This is a genomic window from Streptacidiphilus pinicola, from assembly GCF_003258295.1.
Lineage (GTDB): Bacteria > Actinomycetota > Actinomycetes > Streptomycetales > Streptomycetaceae > Streptacidiphilus > Streptacidiphilus pinicola.
In genome coordinates this window covers 22759-48747 of record NZ_QKYN01000032.1, presented here as the reverse complement: position 1 = coordinate 48747, position 25989 = coordinate 22759, and the positions used below count along the sequence as shown (strand labels likewise).

Sequence of the window (25989 nt, the reverse complement as noted above, 5' to 3'; positions counted from 1 at the left end):
AGGATCCCGACGACGCTGACGAGGAGCCGGAGATACCGCACGGTCGTGGGACCGGGCGGTATCTCCCGCACTCAGTGATCGGACCGCTTGGGGCGGTCCGCGACTGCCCAGGAGCTCACTAGGGAAGATTCCATTGCTGGTTGGAGGTGTCGTTGCAGTCCCAGAGCTGGAGCTTGGTGCCGTTGGCGGTGCCGAAGCCGGTGGCGTCGAGGCACTTGCCGAGGGCCGTCAGCTCGTGGTTGGTGGGGTTGTACGTCCACCGCTGGGCGGCGGTGCCGTTGCAGGGGTAGGTGTCGACCGGGGTGCCGTTGGCGGTGGAGGCTGCGGCCACGTCCAGGCACATGCCCATGGCGTGGATGGTGCCGTCGCCCGGCTGGGACCAGGTCTGCGCCGCGGTGCTGTTGCAGTCGTAGAGCTGCAGTTGCGGTGCCCCCAGGGGGTCGGCCCCGGGGATGTCGACGCAGCGGCCGCTGCCGACTCCGGCGATGGTGTGGACCGGTGAGACCCAGGACTGGTTCCCGGCGCCGGTGCACGCGCTGATCACGGCCTGGGTACCGTCGGTCGCGAGGGCCTCCGGGTCGGTCAGGCACTTGCCGGAGTGGGGGTTGACCAGGGCGCCGCCCGCCTGGTGCTGCCAGACCTGGGCGGACGTGCCGTTGCAGGCGTAGATCTGTACGGGGGTGCCGTCAGCCGTGCCGGCCCCTGCGACGTCCAGGCACTTGCCGTCCGCGCGGACGGTGCCGTCGGGTTGCTCGGACCACTGCTGGGCGGCTGTGCCGTTGCAGCCGTAGACGTCGGCCTTGTTGCCGTCGTCGTTGTTGTCGGCGTAGAGGTCGAGGCAGGTGCCGCCGTTGCCGATCAGGGGTGTGGCAACGGGGGCGTCGGCGGGGACGACGGTCCAGAGGAAGGTGGTCGTGGCGAGTGCTCCGGCGGCGTCCTGGGCGGTGACGGTGACGGTGCTGGTCCCCGGGGTGGTCGGGGTGCCGGTGATCAGTCCCGTGGAGGAGACGGAGGTGCCGGCCGGGAGTCCGGTGGCGGCGAAGACGGGGGTCTGGCCGGTGGTGGTGTCGGTGGCCGCCACCTGCACGGAGATCGGCGTGCCGGTCGGGCCTTCCTGGGGGCCGGGGCTGGTGAGGGTGAGCGGCTGGCCGAGCTGGCCGGAGGTGACGGTCAGCGTTCCCTTGAGCGGGAGGTTCGCGTCGGAGGCGGCGTCGCCCACGGAGATGCCGTAGTCACCGGTGGCGGTGGTGGAGGCTCCGGAGGTGGAGTCGTAGTGCTGCAGGTTGCGCTGGGTGAGCTGGAAGGTGACGGTCTTGCTCTGCCCCGGCTGAAGGTCGACCCGGGAGAACCCCTGCAGCTGCCGGGGAGGTTCGCCTGTTGAGGCGGGCTGGGTGAGGTAGAGCTGGGCGATGTCGGCGCCGGCGCGCGAGCCGGTGTTGGTGACGGTGGCGGTGACGGTGGCCGCACCACCCTGTGAGAGCGTGCCGACGTGAAGGTCACTGAAGGAGAAGCTGGTGTAGGACAGGCCGTAGCCGAAGGGGAAGAGGGGCGTGATGCCCTTGGCGTCGTACCAGCGGTAGCCGACGTCGAGGCCTTCGGAGTACTGCACGGTGCCGTTGGAGCCCGGCCACTGCGCGGCGGTGGCGGCCGGCACGTCGCTGAGGGATTTGGGGAAGGTCACGGGCAGGTGACCGGAGGGGTCGGTGTCGCCGAACAGCAGGGAGGCGATGGCAGTTCCGGCCTGCTGGCCCGGGTACCAGGCCTCCAGAACGCCCTTGACCGATGACAGCCAGGGCATGGTGACCGCGGAGCCGGTGTTGAGCACCACGATCGTGTTGGGGTTGGCCGCGGCGACCGCGGAGATCAGCGTGTTCTGCGAGCCCAGGTCGATGTCGCCGAGGTCCCAGCCCTCACTCTCGCCCTTGTTGACGAAGACCACGGCCACGCTGGAGGACGCCGCCAGGGCGGCGGCCGAGGCGGTGTTTGTGCCGTCGTCGTACTTCACGGTGGTTCCGCTGCCGGCGCGTGCGGTGATGGCGTCCAGCGGGGTGACGGTGCCGCTGGAGGCGACGTGGGCGCTGCCGCCGCCGGCGGTCATCGCGTTGGCAGAGGCGGCACCGATCACCGCGATCGAGCTGGCGGACGCTCCCAGCGGTAGAAGGTTGCCGCTGTTCTTCAGCAGCACCGTGCCTTCGGCAGCGAGTTGCCCGGCGGCGCTCTGGTTGGCCGTGCTGGTGGCCGGTTGCGCGGGTGAGCCGGTCGGTGCCTGGTCGAACTGTCCGAAGGCGAACATCTGGGTGAGGATCCGCGAGACGGAGGTGTCGATGGTCGACTGGCTCACCTGGCCGGAGGTGACGGCCGACTTCAGGGCGTTGCCGTAGTAGGGGTCGCCGGGCGGCATGTCCTGGTCGAGGCCGGCGTTGGCCGAGGCGACGGTGGACTGCGTCGCGCTCCAGTCGGAGGTGACGAAGCCGGTGAAGCCGAACTGCTTGCGCAGCGCGGAGTCCAGGATCTGGGTGTTCTGGCAGGCGGGGGTGTTGTTGATGGTGCTGTAGGAGCACATCACCGACGAGGGTGCGCTCTGCTGCACGGCGGTTTGGAAGGCAGGGAGGTAGATCTCCTGCAGTGCCTGGTCGCTGACGATCGCGTTGTCGGCGGGGGTGTTGCGGTTGGTCTCCTGGTTGTAGACGGCCAGGTGCTTGACCTGGGCCATCACCCCGGTGGACTGCACGCCGAGGATGTCGGCAGCGCCCATCTGCCCGTTGAGGTAGGGGTCTTCACCGACCGTTTCGAAGGCGCGGCCCCAGCGCGGGTCGCGGGTGATGTTGATGGTCGGACCGAGGTCGATCGTGGCGCCCTTGGCGGCCTGTTCGGCGCCGATCACTTGGCCGTAGGTCCGCTCGGCGCTCGTGTCCCAGGTGGCGGCCAGGTCGACCGGCGCCGGAAGCTGGGTGGCGCCCTGGAACCCGTTGTCGTCACCCACCCCCGCGGGGCCGTCCGCCAGGGTCGTGGCGGGGATGCACAGCGAGCCGATGGCGGGGGTGGCGCCGGAGTAGCGTGAACCGACTCCGGACATGAGCGAGATCTTCTGATCGAGTGTCATCCGCGCGAGGACCTGGCTGACCCGCTGCGGGATCGGTGCGCTGGAGTGCACCCAGGGGCACGCGGCGCTGACGCCGGTCGCCGCCGCGGTGGCGGCGTTCGCGGCGCCGGCACCGTTGAGCATCCCCGCGCCGCCGGCGATCAGCGCCAGGACGGCAAGAGCCGAGGTTCGTCGTTTTGCCTGCGTTCGAGCTTTGTACACGAGACCTCCCAGGAAGTGGGGTGGATCTGGGCAGGGCAGTGCAGGACCGTTCGTTCGAGCCCGACCGGGTCGCTGGGCCGGACTCGCGGAATGCTTGCGGTTCGCGAAGGACATTCGGCCGACCGCCGGGGAAGGGACTCCCGGTTGCTGAGCCCGTTGCAACCAGGTGGGGTTCCTGCGGCTGCTCGGACCTCCAGCACGTCGGCATGCTGACGCTACGACCCTTGAAAATTGACCGTCAAGAGTCAGAAAGGTCCCGGAAGTTGTTCCTTTGAACGGTAAAATGGGTCCATGTTGACCTTGGACGCCCACGCGGTGCCCATGGTCGCTCCTGCTTCGCTATGCTCCGCTCCCACGGGGGCGGCGGTCGTACGCTGCCGTCCGCGTCGCTTACGAGGACATCGATGACAAGCTCGCGTCGTCAGCGAACGCATGAACAGGTCCTTCAGGTCCTCGCCCAGCACGGAGATCTGACGCGCGCCGAACTGGGTCGCCTCACGGGTCTGTCCCGAAGCGCCATCGCCAGCGCCGTGACCCTGCTGTCCGACGAGGGGCTTCTGACGGAGCAAACACCCGTTCCCGCCGGCACCGGAGCGAGGGGTCGCCGACCCACGGTCGTCGCCCTGCGGCGGCGACCCGGCGTCGTGCTGGCGATCGACTTCGGGCACTCCCACATCACCGCGGCGATCGCCGACACCTCAGGAAGACTGCTCGCGGAATCGTCCGCCGCCCTGGACGTCGACAGTCAACCCCAGCAGGCGCTCGACACCGCAACGGAGTTGGCCGCACAGGCACTGGCTCGGACAGGACACACCTCCGGTGCGATCACCGGCATCGCGGCCGGAATCCCCGGCCCGCTCGACATCCGCACCCAGGCCGTCCGCGCGCCCACCATCCTGCGTGAATGGATCGGCCTGAACCCGGCAGAGGAACTGACCCGCCGATTCGGCCAGCCCGTCGCCATCGCCAACGACGCCGACATGGGCGCCCGCGGCGAACACACCTTCGGCGCCGCCCGCCGGATCGACGACTTCCTGTACATCAAGGCATCCCACGGCATCGGCGCGGGACTGGTCCTCGCCGGACGGACCTACCGCGGTTCCAGCGGCATCGCCGGAGAGATCGGCCACACCCACCTGGAAGGCGCCACCAACCTGTGCCGATGCGGCAACCGCGGCTGCCTGGAGACCGTCGTGTCGATCACCGAGGTGCGCCGCCAACTCGCCCACGTCCTGCCCACCGAGCACCTGTCCGGCCAGTCGGGCGAGGCGCGGGGCGAGCCCCCGTCACTGACCGAGCTCGCCTCCAGGCCCGCCGCCGCCCGGGTCATCACCGACGCCGGAAGAACCCTGGGCCTCGTCCTGGCCGACCTCGTGAACTGTCTCAACCCGGCCGCCGTCATCCTCGGCGGCGAACTCAGCGCAGCCGGCGAACCCCTGGCAGAGGGCGTACGCGAGTCCATCAACCGGTACGCCCAGCCCGCCAGCGCCAACGCCGTGACCATCACCACCAGCACACTTCAACAACGCTCTGAACTCCTCGGCGCCGTGGCAACCGCCATCCAGCAATCAGCCGTCGGGCAGGTTCCATCGGTATGACCAGCGGTATTGCACGGCCCGCCGCGTCACCGCCTGATGTCGCATCGCTCAGGGCCCCATCGTCTGTTAACGCTCACAATCGAGTGCTCAAGCCCTCCCCTTCCGCGCGGACGGGGAGGGCGTCGAACGGCCGAACCGGACACAGCGTCAGGCGCGGTGCGCGCCCTTTCGGCGGGAACGGATGCGGAGGGCCAGCACGCCACCGCCGATGGCGAGCAGGCCCGCCCCGGTGAGCGGCAGAAGGTCGCTGGAGCCGGTGAAGGCGAGGCCCTTGGCCGAGCCTCCGGCCGCGTTCGGCGAAGCCGGCGCCGCGGAGCCTCCGGCGCCCGCCGAAGACCCCTTCGGCGTGGGCGGCGACAGCGGAGCCGCGGCCATGTCACGGGTGAAAGCCAGTGTGCCAAAGCCGAGTTGGTCGAAGCCGCCGCTGTTCGGGCCGTAGTTGCCACCGCCACCCTCGGGCGCGAGCTTCGTCGCCATGGCGGTGCAGTAAGGCGCGGCGAGGCCGCGGCGGTTGACGTAGTGGTTCTGGATCATCGCCCAGATCGGGCGTAGGTTGCCCCGGCTGTCCGCGGAGGGCATCGTGTCGACCACAGTCCTGGACCAGACATGGGGCGCGCCCTGCTCGAAGCTGAGGCGGGTGAACGGGACGTCCTCGCCCAGGTTGTACTTGGCGACGTACTCGGCCCCCTTCAGGAAGCGGTTGTCGTCCTCCCCGTAGAGGTCGATGCCCTGGTTCCAGGCCATCTCGCACAGGGTGCCCATCAGGCCGACGGATAGCGTGGTGTGCCCCTGGTCACGGCCGGACTCCTGGAACTGGGCCAGGCCGCCGGGGTGGACGTACGGAATGGCATGCTGGAGCGAGCCGTTGCCCGCGCCGTTGCGGTAGTACTCGACGGCCTGATCGACCTTGGCCCGGTCGTCGCAGAGGACGCCGACAGCGAAGACGCAGCAGAGGGCGAGCAGATCCCAACTGGCGTAGTAGTTGGTGATGAACGCGCCGTTGTGCTCGCGGAGGAAGTTGTCGCAGACCGGGTAGAAGACCTGCAGCATCATGGTCTTGAACCGGTCGAGATCGAACCCGGGGTAGCCGCGCATCAGTTCGGCCGCGTTGGCGAACTGGTAGCCCTGAATGCCGGCGGCGAGGTAGTGGTCGGCGCTGCCGGTGACCTGCTTCAGCGTCCCCGACCAGGCGTTGAGGATGTCCCGGGCCGCGTCTGCGTGGGCGCGGTCACCACTGATCCGCCAGCGCAGGGCGTTCTGGTAGGCGGCGTGGACGTCGTTGTAGAGGGTGGGGAAGTTCTGGGGGGCGGCACCTCCCCGGTAGACGGTGGGCTGGGGGTTCGCCTTCCAACTGCTCTGCGCGTGCCCGTTGCCCGTCAGCCGCTGCCAACCCGCCAGGTACGGCTGCGCGCCGGCCTTGACCTTGGCGGCGATCCGGTCGAGGTCCGCCTGGGAGTGCAGCAGCCCGGGGTGGGCGAACGCGGGTGCGGGGGCCGCCGCGGCACCGGCGGCGCCGCTCACCGCGACGGCTCCGACCGCGAGTCCGGCCGTACCGGCTAGCTTCAGCAGGCTGCGGCGGCTCGGTTGCTGGTGGTCGTCGTTCTGAGTCACTGGACTGGCTCCCGGTCATCGACGCTTCTCATCCCAGGAGACGGTCTGGGATTGTGAGCGCTAACAGAAATTGCCGGTGCGATCATAGGGCGAACTTGCATGGCGGCAGATCAATCTCGCGCGCTGAGCTTCTGAATCAGCACCCACGACCGGCCTCGTGCTGCAGCACGACTCGTGGTCTCAAGATCGCGCCGACTTTGGCCTGCCGGTACACCGTCAACCGCCATGTGTGAATATGATGGTGAGGACACGTCATCGGCACGGGCGATGAGGTCTGTTCGTGCTCTCCCCCCGTGAGCAGGAACGGACCGGACGCGGCTGGTGACCGTGGTCGGGTTGCGGCCCGCGCCTCCCCCCGTGGGCGCGGGCCGCAGCCGTTCGACCATGCGGTTCGAAGTGGGCCGGGGCGTGCTCTGGCAATCCCCTCGCGCTGCCAGAACACACCCCGCCCCTGATGCGCCGTCAAAGTGACTGGCCCCCTGCACGCCGATCACTTCGGCAAGACGCCGTGCCTATGATCGTGCAGAGCCAGCCGAGTCATGTCAACCCCGTTAGATGAAACCCTGCCCCTGACATCGATCCATCAACTAGAATAGATGCAAGGCCCAATGGTCCTGCAGGAGCAGCCCGGAAGGAACGAGGCAGGTAGATGAGTGACTCGCTCGCACGTCGCGTCGCAGAGCGACTTGACTACCTGATGCGCACCGGGCACCCGGACGGGAGCGGCCCCACCCACTACGCCGCGGTGGCTGAGGCGAGTCAGGCCTACGCCAGAGAGCACGGCGGGCCGACCATCAGTCACCAAGGCGTTCTCAACCTGCGCAACGCGACGACGGGGAACCCCGGCGTCGAACGCCTCGAAGCACTCGGCAACGTCTACGGCGTGCCGGTTGCCTACTTCCTCGCGGAAGACCTCCCCGGCGGTGAGCCGGAGGCAGACACCGGCGGCAGCAGCGACTCCTCGCCCGACCCGGAGAAGGTCCTGACCAGACTGATGCTGCTGGTCTCGATCGTGGAACGCCGTGACCTCGACGGCACGTACGCCGACAAGGAGTTGGCGCACCTGATCCGGGAGCGAGGGGGTCTCCTGACGGAGGACGACATCGTCCGGCTCCGCGCCGGCGAGTGGCAGGACCACCTCTTCAGCAGGCTCCGCGCGTTCGCCACGACGATCGGCGTGCCGGCGGACTTCTTCTTCGACGAGGAGGTCGCCGCCAAGGTCGCCGAGGACCTGAAACTGCTGAGCGCCTTGAAGGGCATCGGCGCCCGCCAGGTCGCCATGCGCAGGGTGGCCGAGCTCGACGAGGACGCTCTGTCGGCCCTGACGCCGATGATCGAGCATCTCAGCAACCGCACGAAGCCGTAGACGGGCCAAGCGGGACCCGGGCGGGGGCCGGGCGCGTATCGGACGCGCGCTCTGATATAGGCTCCCTGTGGTCCAGGGATGACGTGTGCACGGTCGGACCGGCTCGTGGAGGGCCACGTGGTGTTCGTCCGCTGGCGCAGTCCCGCTGACGGCTTAGAGGGGTCCGAGATGGACGACAGGCAACTTCGGCGCGAGTGCGCCGACCTGGTCAGGAGCCTTGACGTCCCGAGCCCGTTCAACATCCCGGCCCTGGCCGACACCATCGCGGCGCAGCGCGGCCGGACCATCGAGCTGGTCCCGATGCCCATGGCGCCGCGCCCGAACAGCCCCTGCGGACTGTGGGTCGCCACCGACGGCATCGACTACGTGATGTACTCCGAGCAGACGACCCGTCGGCAGCAGCAGCACATCCAACTGCACGAGCTGGCCCACATCCTCCTCGGACACGAGTCCACCGAGACCGACGAGGACGAGATGGCCCGTCTGCTCATGCCGAACCTCGACCCGGCACTCGTGCGCCTGGTCCTCGGCCGGACGGTGTACGACAGCACCGAGGAGCGCAGGGCGGAGACAGTGGCCAGCCTCATCCCGCTCCACGTCGGCCGCCAGGCAGGCGCCCCACACCCGACCACCGCCGTGTCAACGGGGGCCGCCACCCTGGCCCACCACCTCGGTGCCGCACTGGAGCGCAGCGCCCCAAGGAAGCAGGACTGACGTCGCATGCTGCTGTTCACGATCGTCTACGGCATCCTCGCCGTCATCAACACCTGCGCGCTCGTCTACAAGTTGCGTGACCTGATACGCGACCCGCGCAACCGCGAACTCCAACTTCTGTGCCTGGCCATCTTCTGTTACGACGCGCCGTTCGTGCTGGCCTCGCCCGCGGTCTACACCGGCATCGACAAGGCCTTCCACATCCCCAACGTCTCCACGCTCATCGTCTACATCAGCGTGGCCGTCTGCCTGACCGCCTTCGTCACGCTCCTGATGAGCTGGTCCTCGGCACAGAACAAGACCCGCCTGCGGCACCGGCTGCTGGTGAGCTACTCCGTGCTCAGCCTCGCCGTCATGACGCTGTTCTTCTTCCTCGGCCAGCCGAACGTCGGCGGGGCCGAGCACCCGACCGACTTCGACGTCCACTACGAGGCCACGCCCTACATCTCCGTCTTCCTGCTCTCCTACCAGCTGCTCTTCTGCGTCAGCGAGGGCATGCTCGGGGTCCTGTGCTGGCGCTACGCACGGATGGTGGAGGACCGGCCCTGGCTGGCGAGGGGACTGCGGATCGTGACCGTGGGCGCCGTGTTCGGCGAGGGCTACTCCGTCCCCAAGATCGTCAACATGGTCTGGGACCAGATCGGTCCGAGCCCCCTGCACACCGTCAGCAGCGTTGTCGCCCCGATGAGCGCGAGCGTCTCCGCCGCGCTGTTCAGCCTCGGCTTCACGATGCCGGCCTGGGGTGCCGGCTACGCGCGGCTGCGTGAGCTGACGGTGGCCTACCGGCGTTACCAGCGGATCTACCCGCTGTGGCACGACGTCGCCACCACCCTTCCCGGCATCGTGCTCTTCCAGAGTGCGCCGCGCACCACGCGCTGGACGTTCCGGAACGCATGGCGTCTGGCCGGCCGCCTGGTGGTCGAGGTGCGCGACGGCAGGCTCGCGCTCCGGCCGAAGGGCGATCCGGAGGTGAGGTACGAACTGCAGGACATCGAGCTCCTGTTGGGCCGTCAGATCACGGAGATCCGGGACGCCCAATGGCAGCTGCGGCTGTCCTTCACCGAGCAGACCGCTGAGATCTCCCGAGAGTTGGCCGCCGGACTCGCGCTCTCCGGCGAGGACGCCGACGCCGTCGTCGAGGCGGCGCAACTCGCCATCGCGCTCAAGGCGCACGCGGCCGGCGTGCAGGTGCCCGGAGAGGACGAGAGTCCTCTGCTCGACCTCGCCGAGGGCGACGACGACGTCGAGGCCGCCTGGCTCATGAAGGTCGCCGACGCGTACCGCACCTCGCCGGTGATCCCGCTCGCCCTGGCCCGCGCCGTGCAGGCCGAGACAGCCGACACCGGGGCGGGCGCGTGAATCGCGCGACGCCGTCCGAAGTGACGGCTCTCTTCACGTCGTCCCTCCTCGCGGACCCGCACGCCGGATACGCGGACCTGCGGGCCCAGGGGCCGATCCAGCGCACGACCACGCCGGACGGCGCGCCGGTGTGGCTCGTCACCCGCTACGACGACGTGCGGGCCCTGCTCAACGACCCACGGCTGTCCCTGAACAAAGCGACCGCGTCCTCCTCCGGCGAACATGGTGCCTCCATGCCGGCAGAGCTGGACGCCCACCTGCAGAACAGCGATCCACCCGACCACACCCGGTTGCGCAGGCTGGTGTCCAAGGCGTTCACTCCACGTGGCATCGAAGGGCTTCGGCCCCTCGTGGAGCGGCGCGTCGACGACCTTGTCGCGCGGCTGGAGGCGGGCGAGTCCACCGATCTGATCCAGGCGGTGGCCAATCCGCTGGCTCTCGCCGTGATCTGCGACGTGCTGGGCATCGACGAGGGCGACCGGCGTGACTTCCGGCGCTGGACCGACGCTCTGCGTTCTCCGGAGCCTGACGCCGCCCTGGACTCACGCCAGGCGCTCAAGCAGATGTACGGCTTCCTTTCGGAGCTCATCAACCGCAAGCGCGCTGACGATCCCGGCGACGACCTGCTGTCCCAGATGGTCGCCGCCCGCGACGAGGAGGACCGGCTCACCGAGGCCGAACTCGTCGCCATGGCCTTCTTGCTCCTGTTCGCCGGCTACGACAACTCCGCGAACCTCATCGGCAGCGCCATGCTGGCCTTGCTGACCCACCCGCAGGTACTCCGGGCGCTGCGCGCAGGAACCGTGTCGATGGACCAGGTCCTCGACGAGACGCTGCGGTGGGAGACGCCCTCGATGCTCGCCTCTCGGCGCTTCGCGCGCGAGCGCATCGACTTCGGTGGGCAGGTCATCGCGCCGGGCGACCGGGTGTGGCTCTCACTGGTCTCGGCCAATCGCGACGCGGCGCAGTTCGCGCAGCCGCACGAGTTCCAGGCCACACGCTCCGGCAACGGTCATCTCGCCTTCGGCCACGGGCTTCACTACTGCGTGGGTGCCGCGCTGGCGCGCATGGAAGCGAGCGTGGCCATCCATGCCTTGCTCCGGAGCCTCCCCGAGATCCGTCTGGCGTGTGCCGCTTCCGAACTGCGGTGGACGTCCTCGTTCCGCACCCGTGGTCTGGTGGCGCTGCCGGTCGCTTGGTGAACGTGAACGTCCGCGCGGTCACCGTCGCGTCGGCTCAGGGGTGCTCCTTGCGGGCCACCGCCGCCATGCCGTGTTGCCGGACGGTGGACCGGACCGGGGCGGCCTGGTCCGGGTGCCAGTCGGGGGTGGGCACCAGTCCGGGGGCAACCAGGCTCCAGCCGTCGAGGAAGGCCGAGATCTCGGCGCGCGTGCGCAGGTGGATCTGGGCGACGCCCCTGGAGTAGACGCGGGCCGCCTCGAAGGTGCCGGGCAGCCGCTCGGCGTTCTCGGCGTGGGTGAGCGCCAGGAAGCTCCCCGGCGCGAGGGCGTCCCGGTAGCGCGCGACGATGTCCGCAGGCCTGTCGGCGTGGTCGATGAAGTGGAGCACCGCGATCATCAGGACCGCGATCGGCTCGTCGAAGTCGAGCAGGCTCCTGGCCTCTGGGGAGGCCAGCACGCCGGCGGTGTCGCGCAGGTCCGCGCGCAGGACGGCGCAGGTGTGCTCCGGCGCCAGCGTGCTGTTGTGGGCGGTGACGACGGGATCGTTGTCCACGTACAGCACGCGGGCGTCCACCCCCGCCGCCCGGACGACCTCGTGGGTGGCACCCGCGGTGGCGAGGCCCGAGCCGAGGTCGAGGAACTGGCGGACTCCCGCTTCGGCCAGGAACCGGACCGCACGGACGGCGAAGGCCCGGTTCGCGCGCAGGATCTCCGGCAGGTCCGGCATCGCGGCCAGGATCTCGCCCGCGACCTGCCGGTCCGCCTCCGAGCTGAGGTTTCCGCCGAGGAAGAAGTCGTACACACGGGCGATGCTCGGCCGGGTGAGGTCGACCGGCGGTTCTTCGTCCATGGGCGTTTCTCCCCGGGCTCGAGGGTCTGTGGATTCCAATGAACCAGCATTCCCCGAAGGCCGCTGCTCGGGAGCATCGAGAATCTGCTCTGCATATCGTGTGTGACATGTCACACACGACGTTGTCGGTTCTGGACCTTTCGGGCCTTCCCGGCCGTCCATATCATCCGCGCATGGAGCTGGAGGTACGGCATCTGCGAGTGATCTCCGCGATCGCGGAGGGCGGGAGTCTCACCCGTGCGGCGGTCACGCTGCGCATGACCCAGCCGGGGCTCAGCGCCCAGCTCCGGCGGATCGAGGTCATGCTCGGTGGGATCATCTTCGAGCGTGGGCAGTCCGGCGTCGTGCCCACGCCGTTCGGAGAAATGGTGCTCACCCGGGCCCGGGCGATCCTGCCGGGCATCGACGATCTGCTGGCCGACACCGTGCGGGCAACCCGCCCCGGCGGGAGCCCCGATCGCATCCGTCTCGGTTCGGTGGGAGCGCCCCTGCTGGCCGATCTGGTCCTGGCGGTACGCAGTGTGCTCCCGGCGGCCACGGTGTCGACCCGAGGTCAGTACTCGCAGTCGCCCTTCCTGGACGACCTCGCGACCGGACGCCTGGACGCGGCGGTCCTGGGCGACAATCCGGGCTACGAACTTCCGCCACAGGACCGCGTGGTGTTGCGTCCACTGGTCACCGAACCGGTGTTCGCCCTGCTTCCCGCCGCTCACCCGCTGGCCCTCCAAAAGGAGGTGAGCCTGCATCAACTCCTGGACGACGACTGGGCGATGCCGCGGCCCGACAGCGACCGCAGCCGGGAGTACTGGGCGACCGTCTTCGCATCGATGGACCGCCAGCCCCGGACGCCCTACGAGGCCGAGGGACGACAGCTGGTCGAGATCGTCCGGGCGGGGCTGGCGGTCAGCTTCTGCCAGGCCACCTTCATCGAGGTCCCGGGCGTCGCAGTCCGCCCGTTGGCCGGGTCCCCGGTGTGGTACCGGCACGTACTGGCCTGGCATGACGTCGGTCAGTTCGCGGCTCACTGCGACGAGATCGTCAGCAGGGTGGGCGCGGGGTATCTCGCCGTGTGCGCACGCGCGCCGGTCTACGCCAGGTGGCGCGAGCGCCATCCCGACCAGGCGCGGCCGTGCGGGGCCGGTTGAACCTCTCGTGGCCTTGGCGGTGGTGGAGGTTCCGGGAGGTGGTCAGACCCGTCCGGCGGCCATGTCCATCAGCCGGTCCAGGACTCGCCCTCCGGAGGCGGTGACCCCGTCGTGCTCCCACTCGTTGCTGACCCAGACGCGCAGTGAGCCGATCGAGCGGGCGGTGGCCAGCGAGAGTTCGGCGGGCACGTACATGTCGTCGTGGTAGACGGCCGCCGCCACCGGCACCTGGTTGGCGGCCAGTTGTGCCGGTGAGTAGAGCGGCTGCCAGTCGCGGCGCCGCGCCAGCAGGTCGACGGCCTCGGCGAAGGGTCGCAGGCCGGCGATCTCCTGGAACATCCACGGGTAGAACATCTCGCCGGTGAACAGCAGCGGGTCGGCGTCCTCCGCGAACTGCGGACGGGCGGCGATGCCACGGGTGGCGGCCCACTCGGTCGGCCCGGCCCCCTGTGCGTAGATCGACTCCTGCAGGACGGCGAAGAGCGGGTTGTCGGTGAATCCGGTCAGGGTCATCGCCTGGTGGAGGAAGGTCGCGGTGAGGCGTCCGTCGGCGCCGATCGCCTCGTCCAGCAGCCAGTGGAGTCGTTCGAAGCCGTCGCCCATGCCGAGCATCAGGCCGAGGGTGCGCAGACGCCGGACGGTCAGCCGGTCGCCGTCGGGCAGCAGGACCGGCTCGCGGTCGAGCAGGTCGGCGACCCGCCGGACCAGGGCCCGGTCGTGGGGGTAGCGGCGGTAGTAGGCGCTCGCCTTCGCTTCCACCTTCGGGTACGTGGCGGCGTAGACGCGGTCGGCGGTGGTGTCCAGGCCGGGCAGGCCGCCGGTGATGTAGCAGGCGCGCAGTCCTTCGGGAGCGTGGGAGAGGTAGGTGAGGGTGATGAAGCCGCCGTAGCTCTGTCCCAGCGTCTCCCACCGTTCTCCTCCGGCCAGTTGGTGCCGGATCAGCTCGGCGTCGGCCACGACGGAGTCGGCCCGGAAGAAGGTGAGTTGATCGGCCAGGTCCTGGGCGGACACGTACTGCTCGGCCGAACGGGCGGTGATGGGAGTGCTGCGTCCGGTGCCGCGCTGGTCGAGCAGGAGTACCCGGTGCGTCTTGAGCGCACGGCTCAGCCAGCCGTCGACGGCGTTGAGCGGCCGGGGCGACTTTCCGCCCGGCCCGCCCTGCAGGTAGAGCAGCCAGGGCAGTTGCTCCCCTGCCCGGGCCGGGTCGGCGACCGCGCGCGCGAACACCTGGATCGACGCGCCCGCGGGGTCGGCGTGGTTCAGCGGCACGGTGAAGAGATGGTCCGCCACCGCGAGTCCGGGCAGGCGGTAGCTGTGGCGCAGGCTCATGGTGTCGGTGCAGTCCTCTCTGCGGACAGCGGTTCGGGGTAGTGGCAGGCGACCTCGTGACCCTCGGCGATCGCCCGCAGGTCGGGCCGTTCGGCGGCGCAGCGCTCCGCCGCCTTTGGACAACGGGTCCGGAACGGGCAGCCACCGGGCGGGTTCAGCGGGCTGGGCAGGTCGCCGTCGAGCCTGATCCGCTCCCGGGACCGTTCGGCGTCCGGGTCCGGCAGCGGTACGGCCGAGAGCAGCGCGTGGGTGTAGGGGTGGGCGGCGCGGGAGAAGAGCGTGTCGCGGTCGGCCCGCTCGACGACGGTCCCCAGGTACATGACGGCGATCCGGCTGCTGATCTGGCGGACGACGCCGAGGTCGTGGGCAATGAACACGTACGCCAGGCCGTACTGCTGCTGAAGGTCCTTGAGCAGGTTGAGGACCTGGGCCTGTACCGACACGTCCAGGGCGGAGACCGGTTCGTCGCACACGACGAGCCTCGGGCGCAGGGCCAACGCCCTGGCGATGCCGATGCGCTGCGCCTGGCCGCCGGAGAACTCGTGGGGGTGTCGGGCGGCGTGTTCCGGCCGCAGGCCGACCCGCTCCAGCAGTTCCTCCACCGGCTCCGCCGGTTCCAGCCCCTGGTACCGGTAGGGCGCGGCCAGAATCTGTCGGACGGTCTGCCGTGGGTTGAGTGAGGAGAAGGGGTCCTGGAAGACCATCTGCAGATCGCGACGCAGCGGTCGCAGTGCCTCCTGGCCAAGGCCGGTCACCTCTGTCCCGTTCAGGTGGACGGTTCCGGAGGTGGGATCGACCAGTCGGGTGAGCAGTCGGGCGACCGTGGACTTGCCGCAGCCGGACTCGCCGACCAGACCGAGCGTCTCCCCCGGCTCGACCCGCAGGGATACGCCGTCGACCGCTGTCACGTGCCCCACCCGACGCCGGGTCAGGCCGTTGAAGACCGGAAAGCGTTTGAGCAGGTTGTTCGCTTCGAGCACGGGTCGGTTCACGAGGTCACCTCCGGGGGTTCGCCTGCTGCCGGCGTCCGCAGGGTGGGGAGCCGTTCCGGCAGGGGTCCGTCGACCCGTGGCACGCAGGCGAGCAGTCCGCGGGTGTACGCGGCACGCGGCTGGTAGAAGACGTCGCGGACCGCGCCGTGCTCGACGGCGCGGCCGCCGTGCATCACCACGACGTCGTCGGCCAGCCCCGCGACCACCCCCATGTCGTGGGTGATGAGCATGATCGCGGTGCCGGACCGCTCCCGCAGCTCCCGCAGCAGGTCGAGGATCTGTGCCTGCACGGTCACGTCCAGTGCCGTGGTCGGTTCGTCGGCGATCAGCAGGTCGGGTTCCAGGCAGAGCGCCATCGCGATCAGCACGCGCTGTCGCATACCGCCGGAGAACTCGTGCGGGTAGGCGCGGGCCCGGCGCTCGGGCTCGGGGATGCCCACCCGGTCGAGCATCCGCACGGCGATGTCGCGGGCCGCGCGGCGCCCGGCTCGGCGGTGGGCCCGGTAGGCCTCCGCGATCTGGAAGCCCACCGTGTAGTAGGGGTTGAGACAGGACAGCGGATCCTGGAAGATCATCGCCATCCGGTCGCCGCGCAGGGCCCGCAGGGCCCGCGGGCCGGCGCCCGTCAACTGCCTCCCCTGGAAGCGGATGTCACCCGATGTCCGGGTGTCCGGCGGGAGCAGGCCCATCACGGCGAGACTCGTCACGGACTTGCCGCTTCCGGACTCGCCGACCACGCCGAGCACCCGCCCGGCGTCCAGCTCCAGGTCGAGCCCGTCCACGGCGCGTACCCCGGAGGGAAATTCGACGCTCAAATCCCGTACGGTCAGCAGGCTCATCCCACGGCCCTCACCCTCGGGTCCAGGGCCGCGTAGACGAGGTCCACGGCGACGTTGGCCAGCACGACGAACCCTGCGGCGAACAGCGTCACGCCGAGGATCACCGGCTGGTCCGCGCTGTTGATCGCATCGGCCGCCAACTTGCCCACGCCGGGCAGGCCGAAGGCCGACTCGGTGATCAGGGCGCCGCCGAGCAGGGCGCCGAGGTCCATCCCGAAGATCGTCACGATGGGCATCAGCGCCGGCCGCAGCGCGTGCCGGCGCAGCACGGTCCGCTCAGGCAGCCCCTTGGCGCGGGCCGTGCGCACGAAGTTCTGACCGAGGCTCTCCAGCATCTCGCCCCGGGTGATCCGGGCGTAGATACCGGCGTAGAGCATGGCCAGCGTGATCCACGGCATGAGCATCGACTCGGCCCAGCCGACCGGGTCGTCGGTGAGCGCGACCGCCTGCGGATACGGCAGCACCCCGGCCTTGACGACGAGGAGGTACTGCAGCACCAGCGCGGTGAAGTAGACGGGCAGCGAGACTCCGCCGAGCGCCGCCACCATCGCCGCCCGGTCCCACACGCTGCCCCGGCGCAACGCGGAGACCACCCCGGCCGTGACGCCCACGGCCAGCCACAGCGCCGCTGCTCCCACGGCGATCGAGACGCTGACCGGCAGTCGCTCGGTGAGCAGCCCCCAGACCGGTTCGTTGGTCTGGAAGCTGAATCCCAGGCACGGGATCGGGCAGGTGACGGCCTGTGCGCCCGTGCCGTAGCTGCGGCCCGCCACGATCCCGGCGAGGTAGTCGCGGAACTGGATCAGCACCGGATGGTTCAGGCCGAGCGTCGTGCGGATCTGCGCGATCCGCTCCGGGCTGCACGCCTTGCCGCATGCGCCCTGGGCCGGATCGGCCGGCATCAGGTAGAAGATGGCGAAGGTCGCACCGCAGATCACGAGCAGGATCACCACCGCGACGGCCAGCCGGCGCAGGGCGTAGAGGATCATCGTCGGCTCCTGGGGTCGAGCGCGTCCCGTATCGCGTCGCCGAGGACGTTGAACGCGAGGACGGTGATGAACAAGAAGGCGCCGGGAATCAGGAAGTACATCGGGTCGGCGGCGTACCAGGGCACGGCGGCCGCGATCATCTGACCCCATGAGGGGGTCGGCGGTTGCACCCCGATGCCGAGAAAGGACAACCCCGCCTCGGTGGCGACGTAGTTGGGGATCGACATGGTCGCCACCACGAGGACCGGACCGGTGAGGCCGGGCAGCACCTCCCGCACCAGCAGGGCTCGCCGCGACGCGCCCAGCACTCGGGCCGCGGCGACGAACTCCCCGCGGGCCAGCACGGTCGCCTGGCCGCGCACCAGCCGTCCGACGTAGGGCCAGCCGAAGAAGCCGAGCACGACGACGAGGAGCAGCTGCCGGTTGACGCCGGGCGCGGCGGAGATCAGCGCGATCATGAAGATGAGGCTGGGGAAGGACATCAGCAGGTCCATCACGCGGCCGATCACCGCGTCGGTCCAGCCTCCGAAGAACCCGGCGGCGAGCCCCAGCGCTGTGCCGAGCGCCACGGAGATGGCGGTGGCGAGCACGGAGATCAGCAGGGAGACCCGGGCTCCGTAGGCGACGCGGGCCAGAATGTCCCGACCGCTGCCCGGCTCGACGCCCAGCCAGTGCGCAGAGGTGATCCCACCGGCGGCGCCCCGTGGCAGTCCACCGAGCGCCGGATCCACGGCTTCGGAGTGGAACGCGGTGGGCGACGTGCCGGTGAGCCAGGTGATCAGCGGGGCGCCCAGGGCGACGGCGACCAGGAGGCAGACGGAGACCAGCGCGAGCGCCGACGACGGCTGTGTCAGCAGGCGTCGCAGCAAGGAGGCTTCCCGCCGGTCGGCGCGGCGGGTCGCACCGGGTACCGAGGCGGGCAGCGTCGCCGTCACGGGCGCAACCCGAGGGAGACCAGGTCCAGCCGGCCGACATAGGCGATGTGGCCGTAGGCGCCGCCGACGTGGGAGCCGACGAGGATCGCCGCCTTGTCCCACAGGAAGGGGACGACGGGGACGTCCCGCATGATCTGCTTGGCGAGTTCGCCGTAGGCGGCCGCGGCGGCCGCGGGGTCCTTCATCGCGGCGATCGCGTCGAGCCGGGCGTTGACCTTAGCGGAGTCGTACTGGGCGTGGTCGTTGTTGCCCTCGGCGGTGATCTGCCGCCCATCGAAGACCAGCGGCAGGTAGGTGGAGGCGGTCGGCCAGTCGGGCGTCCAGCCGTCGATCACCAGGTCGTGCTCCTGGCTGGTGTTCCCGACGGTGCTGTAGAACGCCGAGGTGCTGATCGTGTTGATCTTCACGGTGATGCCGGCTCGGCTCAGCGACGCCTGGACCGCCTCGCCCTGCGCCTGGCCCGCCGTGGTGGCCGGGGTGTCGAGGGTGAGGGTGAGTCCGGAGCTGTGGCCCGCCTCGGCGAGGAGCGCCTTGGCCTTGGCCGGGTCTCCCTTGTCGCCCGGGCTCGGGAAGGGGTCGTCCGGTCCGGCACCGGGGAGTGCGGGAGGGAGCAGGGTGGTGGCGATGTCGCCGGCGATCGGGCCGCCTCGTGTGGTGCGCAGTGCGTCCTTGTCGAGCGCGTAGGCGATCGCCTCTCGGACCCGCACGTCGTCGAGCGGCTTGTGGGCCGTGTTGATGGACAGGTAGCGGGTGTTGATCGAGTCGCCGGTCACCAGGCGCTTGCGGACGGCAGGATCGGCCATCACCGGGCCGACGGAGGCGGGACCTATCGGTTCGAACGCGACGGCGTCCGCGTCCTTTCCGGTGCCGGCGATGAGCCGCTGGTCGACCACGGCCGGATCGAGGTTGAGGTCGATGACGACCTTGCCCGGCAAGCCCTTGCGCACGGTGTCGGTGGCCGGGTTCCAGTAGGTGTTGCGGACCAGCGTGAGCTGCTTGTGGGGTTGGAAATCCGCGATCTCGTACGGGCCGGACGAGAACGGGCGACTGTCGTAGCGGACACCGGTGTCCTTGTCGGCTGGCACCGGAGCGAACATCGGCAGCGAGACCGCGGAGCCGAAGTCGGCCACGGGCCGGTCGAGTCGGAAGACGATCGTCCTGGTGTCGGGGGTCCCGATCGAGGCGAGCCCCTGCTTGTCCTTGTAGGGGCCCTGGTAGGTGCTGCCCCCGGCCAGCCACATGCGGGCGTACGGCGGTCCTTCGGGAAGCTCGGCCGCGAACGTGCGCTCGACGCCGTACTTGATGTCCTGACTGGTGATGGGCCGCCCGTCCTCGTACTTCACACCCGGTTTGAGGGTGAAGGTCCAGGTCCGGGCTCCGTCGCTCGGTCGGCCGGTGTCCGTCGCGAGATCCGGCACGATCTCGCCGCCGGCCTTGCCGGGTGCGGCCGCGTAGGTGGTCAACGTCCGGTAGACGAGGCGGCTCACGTCCTCGGACGAGGTCACGTAGTTGCGGGCCGGATCGAGGTGTTCCAGGTCGAGGGTGGACAGCACGTACAGCGTGCCTCCCTTGGCGACCCGGCCCTGCCCCTCGTCGCCGTGGCCGGCTCCCCCACAGCCCGCCACGGCGATCAGGCCCAGAGCGGCGAGTGCGACCAGCCCTGATCGTCTTGCCTTCACAGTCACTCCATCTGCCATGTGACATTTCACAGTTGCCTGGACGTCTGCCCGTGCGCGCCGACACCGGAGCATCGCGGGACGGCCGGCGCGGGGCGGGAGCCTGCGGCCGACCGTCCGAGCCAGGTGGACGTCCACGGCAAGCATCGAACGGGCCGGGGCCGGCGGGGCAATCCCACTTCCCCATAATCCGGCGTTATCCCCCCACCTGACCTGCCCCTTTGGCCATCCGAAGGGGGTGCTCCCAACGTCTTTGGGGGCTAGGCGAATTCGGGGTCGCCCCTCTAGGCTCACCGGCGTCCAGTGGTGGCGGGAGCACCGAAATCGACGTCGATCCATGCCCAGGAGGCACTTCGATGCTCCAACGCTCCCACCTGCTCGCGGTCGCCCTCGCGGCCGCGGTGGTGCTCACCGGCGGCACCGGCGGCACCGCCGGCGCCGCACCCGAGCCTCTGCCGGCCAAGGCCCTGCCGCCCACCGCCGAACGCCAACTCGCGGCCCTGGAACACCTCGTCCAGCCGACCGTTCCCAAGGCCGGTCACGCCGACGGCGGTTCCGGCGATCCCGACGATCCGGTCGCCGCCGCCCGGCAGTTCGCCGCGGCGCGAACTGCCCCCGCCGCCACGGTCTCCGGCGCCGCGCCGGAGCAAGGCGCCGCCGCCGGCAACCGGTTGCGCGCGATCGGCGGCCGTTGGACGGAGGTCACCAGCGGTTCGACCAACAGCGAGGATCCGGCCTACGCCGACCCGTCGTACTCCGACTACGGCTCCGGCTGGGGCCTGGTCACCGGCAGGGCCTCCGCCCTGACCACGGACGGGCGGTGGGTGTACGCCGGCTTCGCGGACGGTGGTGTCTGGCGCTCCCAGGACGGCGGCCGGCACTGGCAGCCGGAGTTCCAGGACCAGACCACCGCCTCCGTCGGCGCGCTCTGGGTCGACCCGCAGGACCACTCGCTGTGGGTGGGCACCGGAGAGGCCAACACCAGTGGTGACAACTACACCGGCCAGGGCGTGTACCGCTCCACCGACCACGGCCGGACCTACCAACGGGTCGGCGGCGACGAGCTCCTGAACGGCCAGGTCGCCACGCTCACCGGCAACGGTCGGTACGTCTTCGCGGCGACCAGCCACGGCCTGTGGCGCCGTCCGCTCGAAGCCGCCCGCAACAAGCCCTGGCAGCCCGTGCTCCAGCCGGACCCCAACCCGACCCACGACCCGACCCGGACCTCGATCATCTCCAGCGTGGTGGTCCGGCCCGGAGGCGACGGGGACACCGTGCTCGCGGCGCTCGGCTACCGCAGCGGCACACCGTACGACGGGCTGTACCTCTCCACCCGGGGCGGCGCGCCGGGCACGTTCACGCTCATACAACCCGCAGGGATCGACAGTTCGGACATCGGGCGGACCAGCCTGGACTACGCCCCCGACGGCGGCGCCCTGTACGCGTTGATCCAGTCCCCCGCGTACCTGGCCGGCAAGCGGCCCGCCCCGCTGCAGTCCACGTCGTTCAAGGGCCTGTACGTGTCGCCGACCGGGGACCCCAGCGGCCCGTGGAAGCTGCTCGCCGACGCGGGCACGCTGGCCCGGTCCGGGTCCGCACAGACCTTCCCCAGCGGCTACGAGCCGGGCGTCGGCGCCTGGTACAACCAGTACGTCAAGGTCGACCCCGCCGACCCGAGGCATGTGTACGTCGGCTTGGAGGAGATCTACGAGACCCGCGACGGCGGCTCGACCTGGCACACGCTCGCGCCCTTCTGGAACTACACCCTGCCCTGCTACGGCACCCCCGCCGGCTGCCCGCCCACCGTGCACACCGACCAGCACGCCGTCGCGATCGCCGCGGACGGCACGCTGTACGTGGGCAGCGACGGCGGCGTCTGGTCCCGGCCGGCCTCCGACAGCGCACCGGGCCACTGGCGCGACCTCAACGCCGGCCTGCGCACGCTCCAGTACTTCTACGTCGGCGCGGGCCGCGATCCCCAGGGCGGCACGGCGTACTGGGGCGGCCTGCAGGACAACGGGGGCACGCTGGTCCGGGGCGGCTCGCACGACGTGCTCCAGCCGTTCGCCGGCGACGGCGGTGACGTCGTCGTGGACCCGGCCGACGCCGACCGGGCAGCGGCGGAGTACGTGCGCGGCGACATCACGGTGACCACGACGGGTGGCCGCTCCGACGGCAAGAGCCCGGCGTTCCGCGACATCAGCCCGAGCTGCGACAGCAGCGGCACACCGATCGCCGACTGCGATCCGGGCATGCAGTTCATCGCGCCGTACAGCGCGGACCGGGCCGACCTGAACCACTGGGTCGTCGCGGGCCGTTACGTCTGGGACACGCAGAAGGGCTTCGACACCGTCTGCGCGAAGGACGCGGCGGGCTGCGACTGGAAGCAGGCCTACGACCTGGGCGCGAAGGCCTCGGCGACCGCCGTCGAGGCGGACCACGGTGTGGACTACGTCGGCTGGTGCGGTTCGTGCACGCCGTCCGACGACAGCGGCGACGGCTTCCACAGCGGCATCGCCACCGACTTCGGCGGCGCCTGGCACAACGTCAGCGCCCCCAACCTGCCGAACCGGTACGTCTCCGCCCTGGTGAGCGACCCGGCCGATCCCGCGCACGTCTACGCCGTGTACGGCGGCTACTCGAGCAAGTGGATCCCGACCGCGGGCACCGGCCACGTCTTCGAGTCCCGCGACGGCGGCACGACCTGGCGGGACATCAGCGGCAACCTGCCAGACCTGCCGGGCGACGCCCTGGTGATCGCGAACGACCGGCTGGTCCTGGCCACCGACCACCTGGTCTACACCGCGTCGCTCCGCTCGCCCACCCACTGGTCCCGCCTGGGCCAGGGCCTGCCGAGTTCGGTGGCGACCGACGTCACGCTGGACCCGTCCGGTCACGCGGTGGTGGTCGCCACCCACGGCCGGGGGCTGTGGCGGCTGGACCTGACGGGCCTGTAGGGGACGCGGTCCACTCGCCGCAGGGCGGAGTCGAGTCGTTCATCCGGCCGCGAGGGGGGCCGGATTCACCAGGCGCCGGTGACGGGACCGCGGTCGGCCGGTGAACCGCCCTCGGCGATCCTCGCGGCGATCCGGTCGAGGACGGGCAGCGCGTCGGCCAGGACGCGCAGCTCGTCCTCGCTCAGGCTGTCGGCCATGGCCTCGGCGATGGCGCCGACGCGGCCATGGCGGTCGGCTTCGAGCACGCTCCGTCCAGCCGTGGTCAGCGCGAGGATCCGCTTGCGCGCGTCGGCCGGGTCGGGGCCGGCGATCAGGTAGCCGGCATCGCTGAGTTCCTTGACGGTGGCGGCCATCGTCTGGTGGCGCACGCCGCGGCCGGCCGCGAGCTCGGCCGTGGTCATCGGCCCGTTCCGGTCGATCAGGTCCAGGACCGTCGCCGGGATCGGCTCGAGTCGGTCGGAGGACCGCGTGGCGCGCACCAGGGTGCCGACCGTGATGCGCAGGGCTGCTGCGAGTCGGTCCACGGGTGGCAATGGCTGCTCGGGCATGCGTCCACGCTACCAGGTATACAGTTTACCCTGTACAGTTCAGGCTGTAGATTTGGCGAGAGGTTGTTCCGATGCAGCTGACCAAGCACGCGCACGCCTGTGTCTCCCTGGCCAAGGAGGACGCGCGGATCGTCATCGATCCGGGCACGTTCACGCCCGACGCCGCGTCGGCGGTGGCCGCCGCCGACGCCGTGCTGATCACCCACGAGCACTTCGACCATTTCGACGAGGAGCTGATCGCGAAGTCGTTGGACGCCCGGCCCGAGCTTCGGGTCTACGGTCCCGCGTCGGTGGTCGAGCGGTGGTCGGCCCGTCGCGGCCAAGTCACGGCTGTCCGGGCCGGCGACAGCATCACCGTCGCGGGCTTCGACGTCGCGGTCTTCGGCGACCTCCACGCGTCCATCCACCGCGACATCCCGCGCGTGACCAATCTCGGCTACCTCGTCGACGGCCGCCTCTACCACCCGGGCGACGCCTACCACGCCCCCGACGCCGCCGTCGGCACTCTGCTGCTGCCCACCAGCGGCCCCTGGACCAAGCTCGGCGAGGCGGCCGACTTCGTTCGGGAGGTGGCGCCCAGCCACCTGATCCAGATTCATGAGGTCATGCTCAGCGAGATCGGGCAACAGTCGACCGCACGGTTCCTCAGTCCGGAGATGCTCAGCAAGGTGCCCCTCACGATCGTGCCGGTCGGAGAGACCGTCCCGGTCTGAGCCCAGACAGAGGAGACTCGGGTGACGGAAACCGAGAGCGCGCTCTGATCCGGCGTGCCGGCCCCGCGGACATCGACCGACTGGTCGAGTTCCGGACTTCCGCAGCCGCGGACTCGCCCGTGCCTGCCTGAGCGCCCTGCTGAACTGGTTCGCTGACGAGCCGGCCGCCACGACGGTTCGCCTGGCCGCCACACCTGACGGCGAGGGGCTCTACCGCAGCCTCGGCTTCGCCGAACCGCGGGACCTCATCTTGCAGGCCCGAGTCGCCCGGTAGCGAAAAGGGCTGCGGCCGCGAAGGACGGAACCACAGCCTTCACGCGGATCCCGTTGCTCCGACAACCGGGCGGGCGAGCAGGGCGCGCGCGGCGATGTCGACCATGTGCTCGTACCGGGTCTCGCGAGTGACCGCGTCCATCGCCTCACCGGTGCGGATGTGGTCGCTGACCGTCAGTACGGTGAGGGCCTCACGTCGCTCGGCCGCGGCCACCGCATACAGGCCGGCCGCTTCCATCTCGACGGCAAGGGTGCCCAGCGCTGCGAGCCGGTCGATGACCTCGGGGCGGTCGAGGTAGAAGTAGTCCGAGCTCAACACCGGCCCCACCTGGGCCGCGTCCCCCGCCACGGTGATCGCGTCGACGAGCAGTCGCGGCGACGGCGCCAAGGACAGGGACACTCCCGGCACACGGACCGTGGCCGTGGTCGCGTCGGTGTGCGCGGCCGAGGCCACGATCACATCGCCGAGGGCCAGGGACGCCTGGAGGGCACCAGCCGTTCCGACCCGGATGATGCGCTCCACCCCGTAGAACCGGAAGAGTTCGGTGGCGTAGATGCTGATGGACGGCGCGCCCATGCCCGAGGCCATCACGGACATCGGCTCGCCCCGGTATGTGCCGGTGAAGCCGAGGATGCCGCGCACGTCCGTCACCTGCCGGGCGTCCGCCAGGAAGTCGGTGGCGATGCGAAGGGCCCGGCGGGGGTCGCCCGGCATCAGCACGCGCGGGGCGAAATCGCCGGGCTCGGCGGCGATGTGTGGCGTGGCCATCAGTTCATCCTGCTCTGCGCCGTCAGGTCGTTCATGACCACACCCTCCGTCCGACGGGACCGCCTCGCAACCCAGTCCTTCGGCCCGGAACCTCGACGGCAGGTGTGCGCGCGACCGGTCCGGGCAGGAGCCGACTGCGGGAGTCGAAGAGAGGCGTGGCGTGAGTGGAAGCGCGGGACTGCCGGGGGCGCTGGCTCACTTGCAACCGCTCCTGGACCGGGGCGGCTACGCCATGCTGGCGCTGTTGGTGGGCTTGGACAACATCCTGGTGCCCGTGCCGGGGCAGACGATGCTGATCGTCGCGGCGGTGTATGCGGGGACCGGGCGGATGAACGTGTTCGCGGTCGCCGCCGTGGGCTGGGCGGCGGCTTTCGTGGCTGCGGAGCTCGCCTACTCGCTGGGGCGGTGGCAGGGCGTCGCGCTGGTTCACCGCTACGGCCGCTATGTCCGGCTGACCGAGGCCCGGTACGCGCGTGCGGAGGAGTACTACCGTCGGCGGGGGGTGTGGATCGTGCTGGTGGCCCGCTTCGTGGACGTGCTGCGGCAGACCAACGGGGTGCTGGCCGGCGTGAACTGCCTGTCGCGCCCCCGTTTCACCACCGCGAACGCGGTGGGGGCGGCTGCCTGGACGGCGGTGTGGACCGCACTCGGGTACACCGCCGGCAGTGACATCGGCCCCCTTTATCGCCAGGCACTGCGGTACCAGCTGTGGCTGTTGGCCGCCGTCGCCGTCCTGGTCACGGCTCTGGTCGCTCGCGCATGGCTGCGCCGCCGCGGCGCGGCGCGCTCGCCCGAGGACTCCGATTGAGGGCCGGCTCGACCCGTCGCTCGTCCCGCTGCG

20 protein-coding genes are annotated in these 25989 nt (G+C 70.4%); 9 read left to right on the top strand and 11 right to left on the bottom strand.

The window, feature by feature from the left end:
- Nucleotides 1-118: 118 nt before the first annotated feature.
- Complete coding sequence (locus tag DN069_RS08185) at nucleotides 119-3304, bottom strand: glycoside hydrolase family 3 C-terminal domain-containing protein (RefSeq protein ID WP_207892087.1); 3186 nt, start codon at nucleotides 3302-3304, stop codon at nucleotides 119-121.
- A gap of 341 nt (nucleotides 3305-3645) precedes the next feature.
- Between DN069_RS08185 and DN069_RS08180 the strand changes: the two genes are divergently transcribed.
- Nucleotides 3646-4902 (top strand): ROK family transcriptional regulator, encoded by a 1257-nt coding sequence (locus tag DN069_RS08180; protein WP_111500181.1) that lies wholly within the window; start codon nucleotides 3646-3648, stop codon nucleotides 4900-4902.
- 147 nt (nucleotides 4903-5049) lie between these two features.
- Here the strand turns inward: DN069_RS08180 and DN069_RS08175 are convergent, their stop codons facing one another.
- Complete coding sequence (locus DN069_RS08175) at nucleotides 5050-6513, bottom strand: alginate lyase family protein (protein ID WP_243638999.1); 1464 nt, start codon at nucleotides 6511-6513, stop codon at nucleotides 5050-5052.
- Nucleotides 6514-7162: 649 nt separating this feature from the next.
- On the opposite strand from DN069_RS08175, the gene DN069_RS08170 reads away from it, so the two are divergent.
- The 4 genes from DN069_RS08170 to DN069_RS08155 all read left to right on the top strand — a co-directional run bounded on the left by DN069_RS08170 (nucleotide 7163) and on the right by DN069_RS08155 (nucleotide 11154).
- Nucleotides 7163-7879: a hypothetical protein gene (locus tag DN069_RS08170; protein ID WP_111500180.1), complete on the top strand. Its 717-nt coding sequence runs from the start codon at nucleotides 7163-7165 to the stop codon at nucleotides 7877-7879.
- Nucleotides 7880-8047: 168 nt separating this feature from the next.
- Nucleotides 8048-8593 carry a hypothetical protein gene (locus DN069_RS08165; RefSeq protein ID WP_111500201.1) on the top strand — a complete coding sequence of 182 codons (546 nt, stop codon included), beginning with the start codon at nucleotides 8048-8050 and terminating at the stop codon, nucleotides 8591-8593.
- A 6-nt stretch (nucleotides 8594-8599) separates the two neighbouring features.
- Entirely contained in the window at nucleotides 8600-9952 is a 1353-nt protein-coding gene (locus DN069_RS08160; protein ID WP_111500179.1) for an MAB_1171c family putative transporter, read from the top strand.
- A gap of 128 nt (nucleotides 9953-10080) precedes the next feature.
- Nucleotides 10081-11154, top strand: a complete 1074-nt coding sequence (locus tag DN069_RS08155; RefSeq protein WP_243638998.1) for a cytochrome P450 family protein — start codon at nucleotides 10081-10083, stop codon at nucleotides 11152-11154.
- 34 nt (nucleotides 11155-11188) lie between these two features.
- Here DN069_RS08155 and DN069_RS08150 read toward each other — a convergent pair whose 3' ends face one another.
- On the bottom strand, nucleotides 11189-11983 hold the full coding sequence (locus DN069_RS08150) for an SAM-dependent methyltransferase (RefSeq protein WP_165845422.1): 795 nt from the start codon (nucleotides 11981-11983) through the stop codon (nucleotides 11189-11191).
- Nucleotides 11984-12090: 107 nt separating this feature from the next.
- Between DN069_RS08150 and DN069_RS08145 the strand changes: the two genes are divergently transcribed.
- Entirely contained in the window at nucleotides 12091-13128 is a 1038-nt protein-coding gene (locus DN069_RS08145) for a LysR family transcriptional regulator (RefSeq protein ID WP_243638997.1), read from the top strand.
- Nucleotides 13129-13170: 42 nt separating this feature from the next.
- On the opposite strand, the gene DN069_RS08140 is transcribed toward DN069_RS08145, so the two are convergent.
- Genes DN069_RS08140 through DN069_RS08115 form a run of 6 tightly spaced genes read right to left on the bottom strand, consistent with a single transcriptional unit; the run spans nucleotide 13171 to nucleotide 19891 of the window.
- Nucleotides 13171-14457, bottom strand: coding sequence for an alpha/beta fold hydrolase (locus DN069_RS08140; RefSeq protein ID WP_111500175.1), 1287 nt, complete (start codon nucleotides 14455-14457; stop codon nucleotides 13171-13173).
- Complete coding sequence (locus tag DN069_RS08135; protein WP_165845421.1) at nucleotides 14454-15449, bottom strand: ABC transporter ATP-binding protein; 996 nt, start codon at nucleotides 15447-15449, stop codon at nucleotides 14454-14456. The genes DN069_RS08140 and DN069_RS08135 overlap by 4 nt, the downstream gene beginning before the upstream one ends.
- Nucleotides 15446-16288, bottom strand: coding sequence for an ABC transporter ATP-binding protein (locus DN069_RS08130; protein WP_111500173.1), 843 nt, complete (start codon nucleotides 16286-16288; stop codon nucleotides 15446-15448). Before DN069_RS08130 ends, DN069_RS08135 begins: the two co-directional genes overlap by 4 nt.
- Nucleotides 16285-17277: an ABC transporter permease gene (locus DN069_RS08125; RefSeq protein ID WP_111500172.1), complete on the bottom strand. Its 993-nt coding sequence runs from the start codon at nucleotides 17275-17277 to the stop codon at nucleotides 16285-16287. Before DN069_RS08125 ends, DN069_RS08130 begins: the two co-directional genes overlap by 4 nt.
- Nucleotides 17274-18212, bottom strand: a complete 939-nt coding sequence (locus DN069_RS08120) for an ABC transporter permease (protein ID WP_207892085.1) — start codon at nucleotides 18210-18212, stop codon at nucleotides 17274-17276. The genes DN069_RS08125 and DN069_RS08120 overlap by 4 nt, the downstream gene beginning before the upstream one ends.
- Complete coding sequence (locus DN069_RS08115) at nucleotides 18209-19891, bottom strand: ABC transporter substrate-binding protein (RefSeq protein WP_165845420.1); 1683 nt, start codon at nucleotides 19889-19891, stop codon at nucleotides 18209-18211. Before DN069_RS08115 ends, DN069_RS08120 begins: the two co-directional genes overlap by 4 nt.
- Nucleotides 19892-20244: 353 nt before the next feature.
- Between DN069_RS08115 and DN069_RS08110 the strand changes: the two genes are divergently transcribed.
- Entirely contained in the window at nucleotides 20245-22845 is a 2601-nt protein-coding gene (locus DN069_RS08110) for a beta propeller repeat protein (protein WP_111500170.1), read from the top strand.
- Between the two features lie 65 nt (nucleotides 22846-22910).
- Here the strand turns inward: DN069_RS08110 and DN069_RS08105 are convergent, their stop codons facing one another.
- A complete protein-coding gene (locus tag DN069_RS08105; protein ID WP_111500169.1) occupies nucleotides 22911-23393 on the bottom strand; it encodes a MarR family winged helix-turn-helix transcriptional regulator in 483 nt (160 codons plus the stop codon).
- Nucleotides 23394-23464: 71 nt separating this feature from the next.
- On the opposite strand from DN069_RS08105, the gene DN069_RS08100 reads away from it, so the two are divergent.
- The gene (locus DN069_RS08100) at nucleotides 23465-24106 is read left to right on the top strand and encodes an MBL fold metallo-hydrolase (protein WP_111500168.1); all 642 of its coding nucleotides are present in this window, start codon (nucleotides 23465-23467) and stop codon (nucleotides 24104-24106) included.
- 313 nt (nucleotides 24107-24419) lie between these two features.
- On the opposite strand, the gene deoD is transcribed toward DN069_RS08100, so the two are convergent.
- The gene (gene deoD / locus DN069_RS08095; RefSeq protein ID WP_111500167.1) at nucleotides 24420-25148 is read right to left on the bottom strand and encodes a purine-nucleoside phosphorylase; all 729 of its coding nucleotides are present in this window, start codon (nucleotides 25146-25148) and stop codon (nucleotides 24420-24422) included.
- A 160-nt stretch (nucleotides 25149-25308) separates the two neighbouring features.
- Between deoD and DN069_RS08090 the strand changes: the two genes are divergently transcribed.
- On the top strand, nucleotides 25309-25956 hold the full coding sequence (locus DN069_RS08090) for a DedA family protein (protein WP_243638996.1): 648 nt from the start codon (nucleotides 25309-25311) through the stop codon (nucleotides 25954-25956).
- Nucleotides 25957-25989: the final 33 nt, after the last annotated feature.

Bases quoted from the DNA above. Each gene is read 5' to 3' on its own strand.
- DN069_RS08130 (WP_111500173.1), bottom strand. From the start codon at position 16,288: ATGAGCCTGCTGACCGTACGGGATTTGAGCGTCGAATTTCCCTCCGGG.
- DN069_RS08140 (WP_111500175.1), bottom strand. From the start codon at position 14,457: ATGAGCCTGCGCCACAGCTACCGCCTGCCCGGACTCGCGGTGGCGGAC.
- DN069_RS08170 (WP_111500180.1), top strand. From the start codon at position 7,163: ATGAGTGACTCGCTCGCACGTCGCGTCGCAGAGCGACTTGACTACCTG.
- DN069_RS08110 (WP_111500170.1), top strand. From the start codon at position 20,245: ATGCTCCAACGCTCCCACCTGCTCGCGGTCGCCCTCGCGGCCGCGGTG.
- DN069_RS08145 (WP_243638997.1), top strand. From the start codon at position 12,091: ATGTCACACACGACGTTGTCGGTTCTGGACCTTTCGGGCCTTCCCGGC.
- DN069_RS08105 (WP_111500169.1), bottom strand. From the start codon at position 23,393: ATGCCCGAGCAGCCATTGCCACCCGTGGACCGACTCGCAGCAGCCCTG.
- DN069_RS08150 (WP_165845422.1), bottom strand. From the start codon at position 11,983: ATGGACGAAGAACCGCCGGTCGACCTCACCCGGCCGAGCATCGCCCGT.
- DN069_RS08180 (WP_111500181.1), top strand. From the start codon at position 3,646: ATGCTCCGCTCCCACGGGGGCGGCGGTCGTACGCTGCCGTCCGCGTCG.
- deoD (WP_111500167.1), bottom strand. From the start codon at position 25,148: ATGGCCACGCCACACATCGCCGCCGAGCCCGGCGATTTCGCCCCGCGC.
- DN069_RS08165 (WP_111500201.1), top strand. From the start codon at position 8,048: ATGGACGACAGGCAACTTCGGCGCGAGTGCGCCGACCTGGTCAGGAGC.
- DN069_RS08100 (WP_111500168.1), top strand. From the start codon at position 23,465: ATGCAGCTGACCAAGCACGCGCACGCCTGTGTCTCCCTGGCCAAGGAG.
- DN069_RS08160 (WP_111500179.1), top strand. From the start codon at position 8,600: ATGCTGCTGTTCACGATCGTCTACGGCATCCTCGCCGTCATCAACACC.
- DN069_RS08125 (WP_111500172.1), bottom strand. From the start codon at position 17,277: ATGATCCTCTACGCCCTGCGCCGGCTGGCCGTCGCGGTGGTGATCCTG.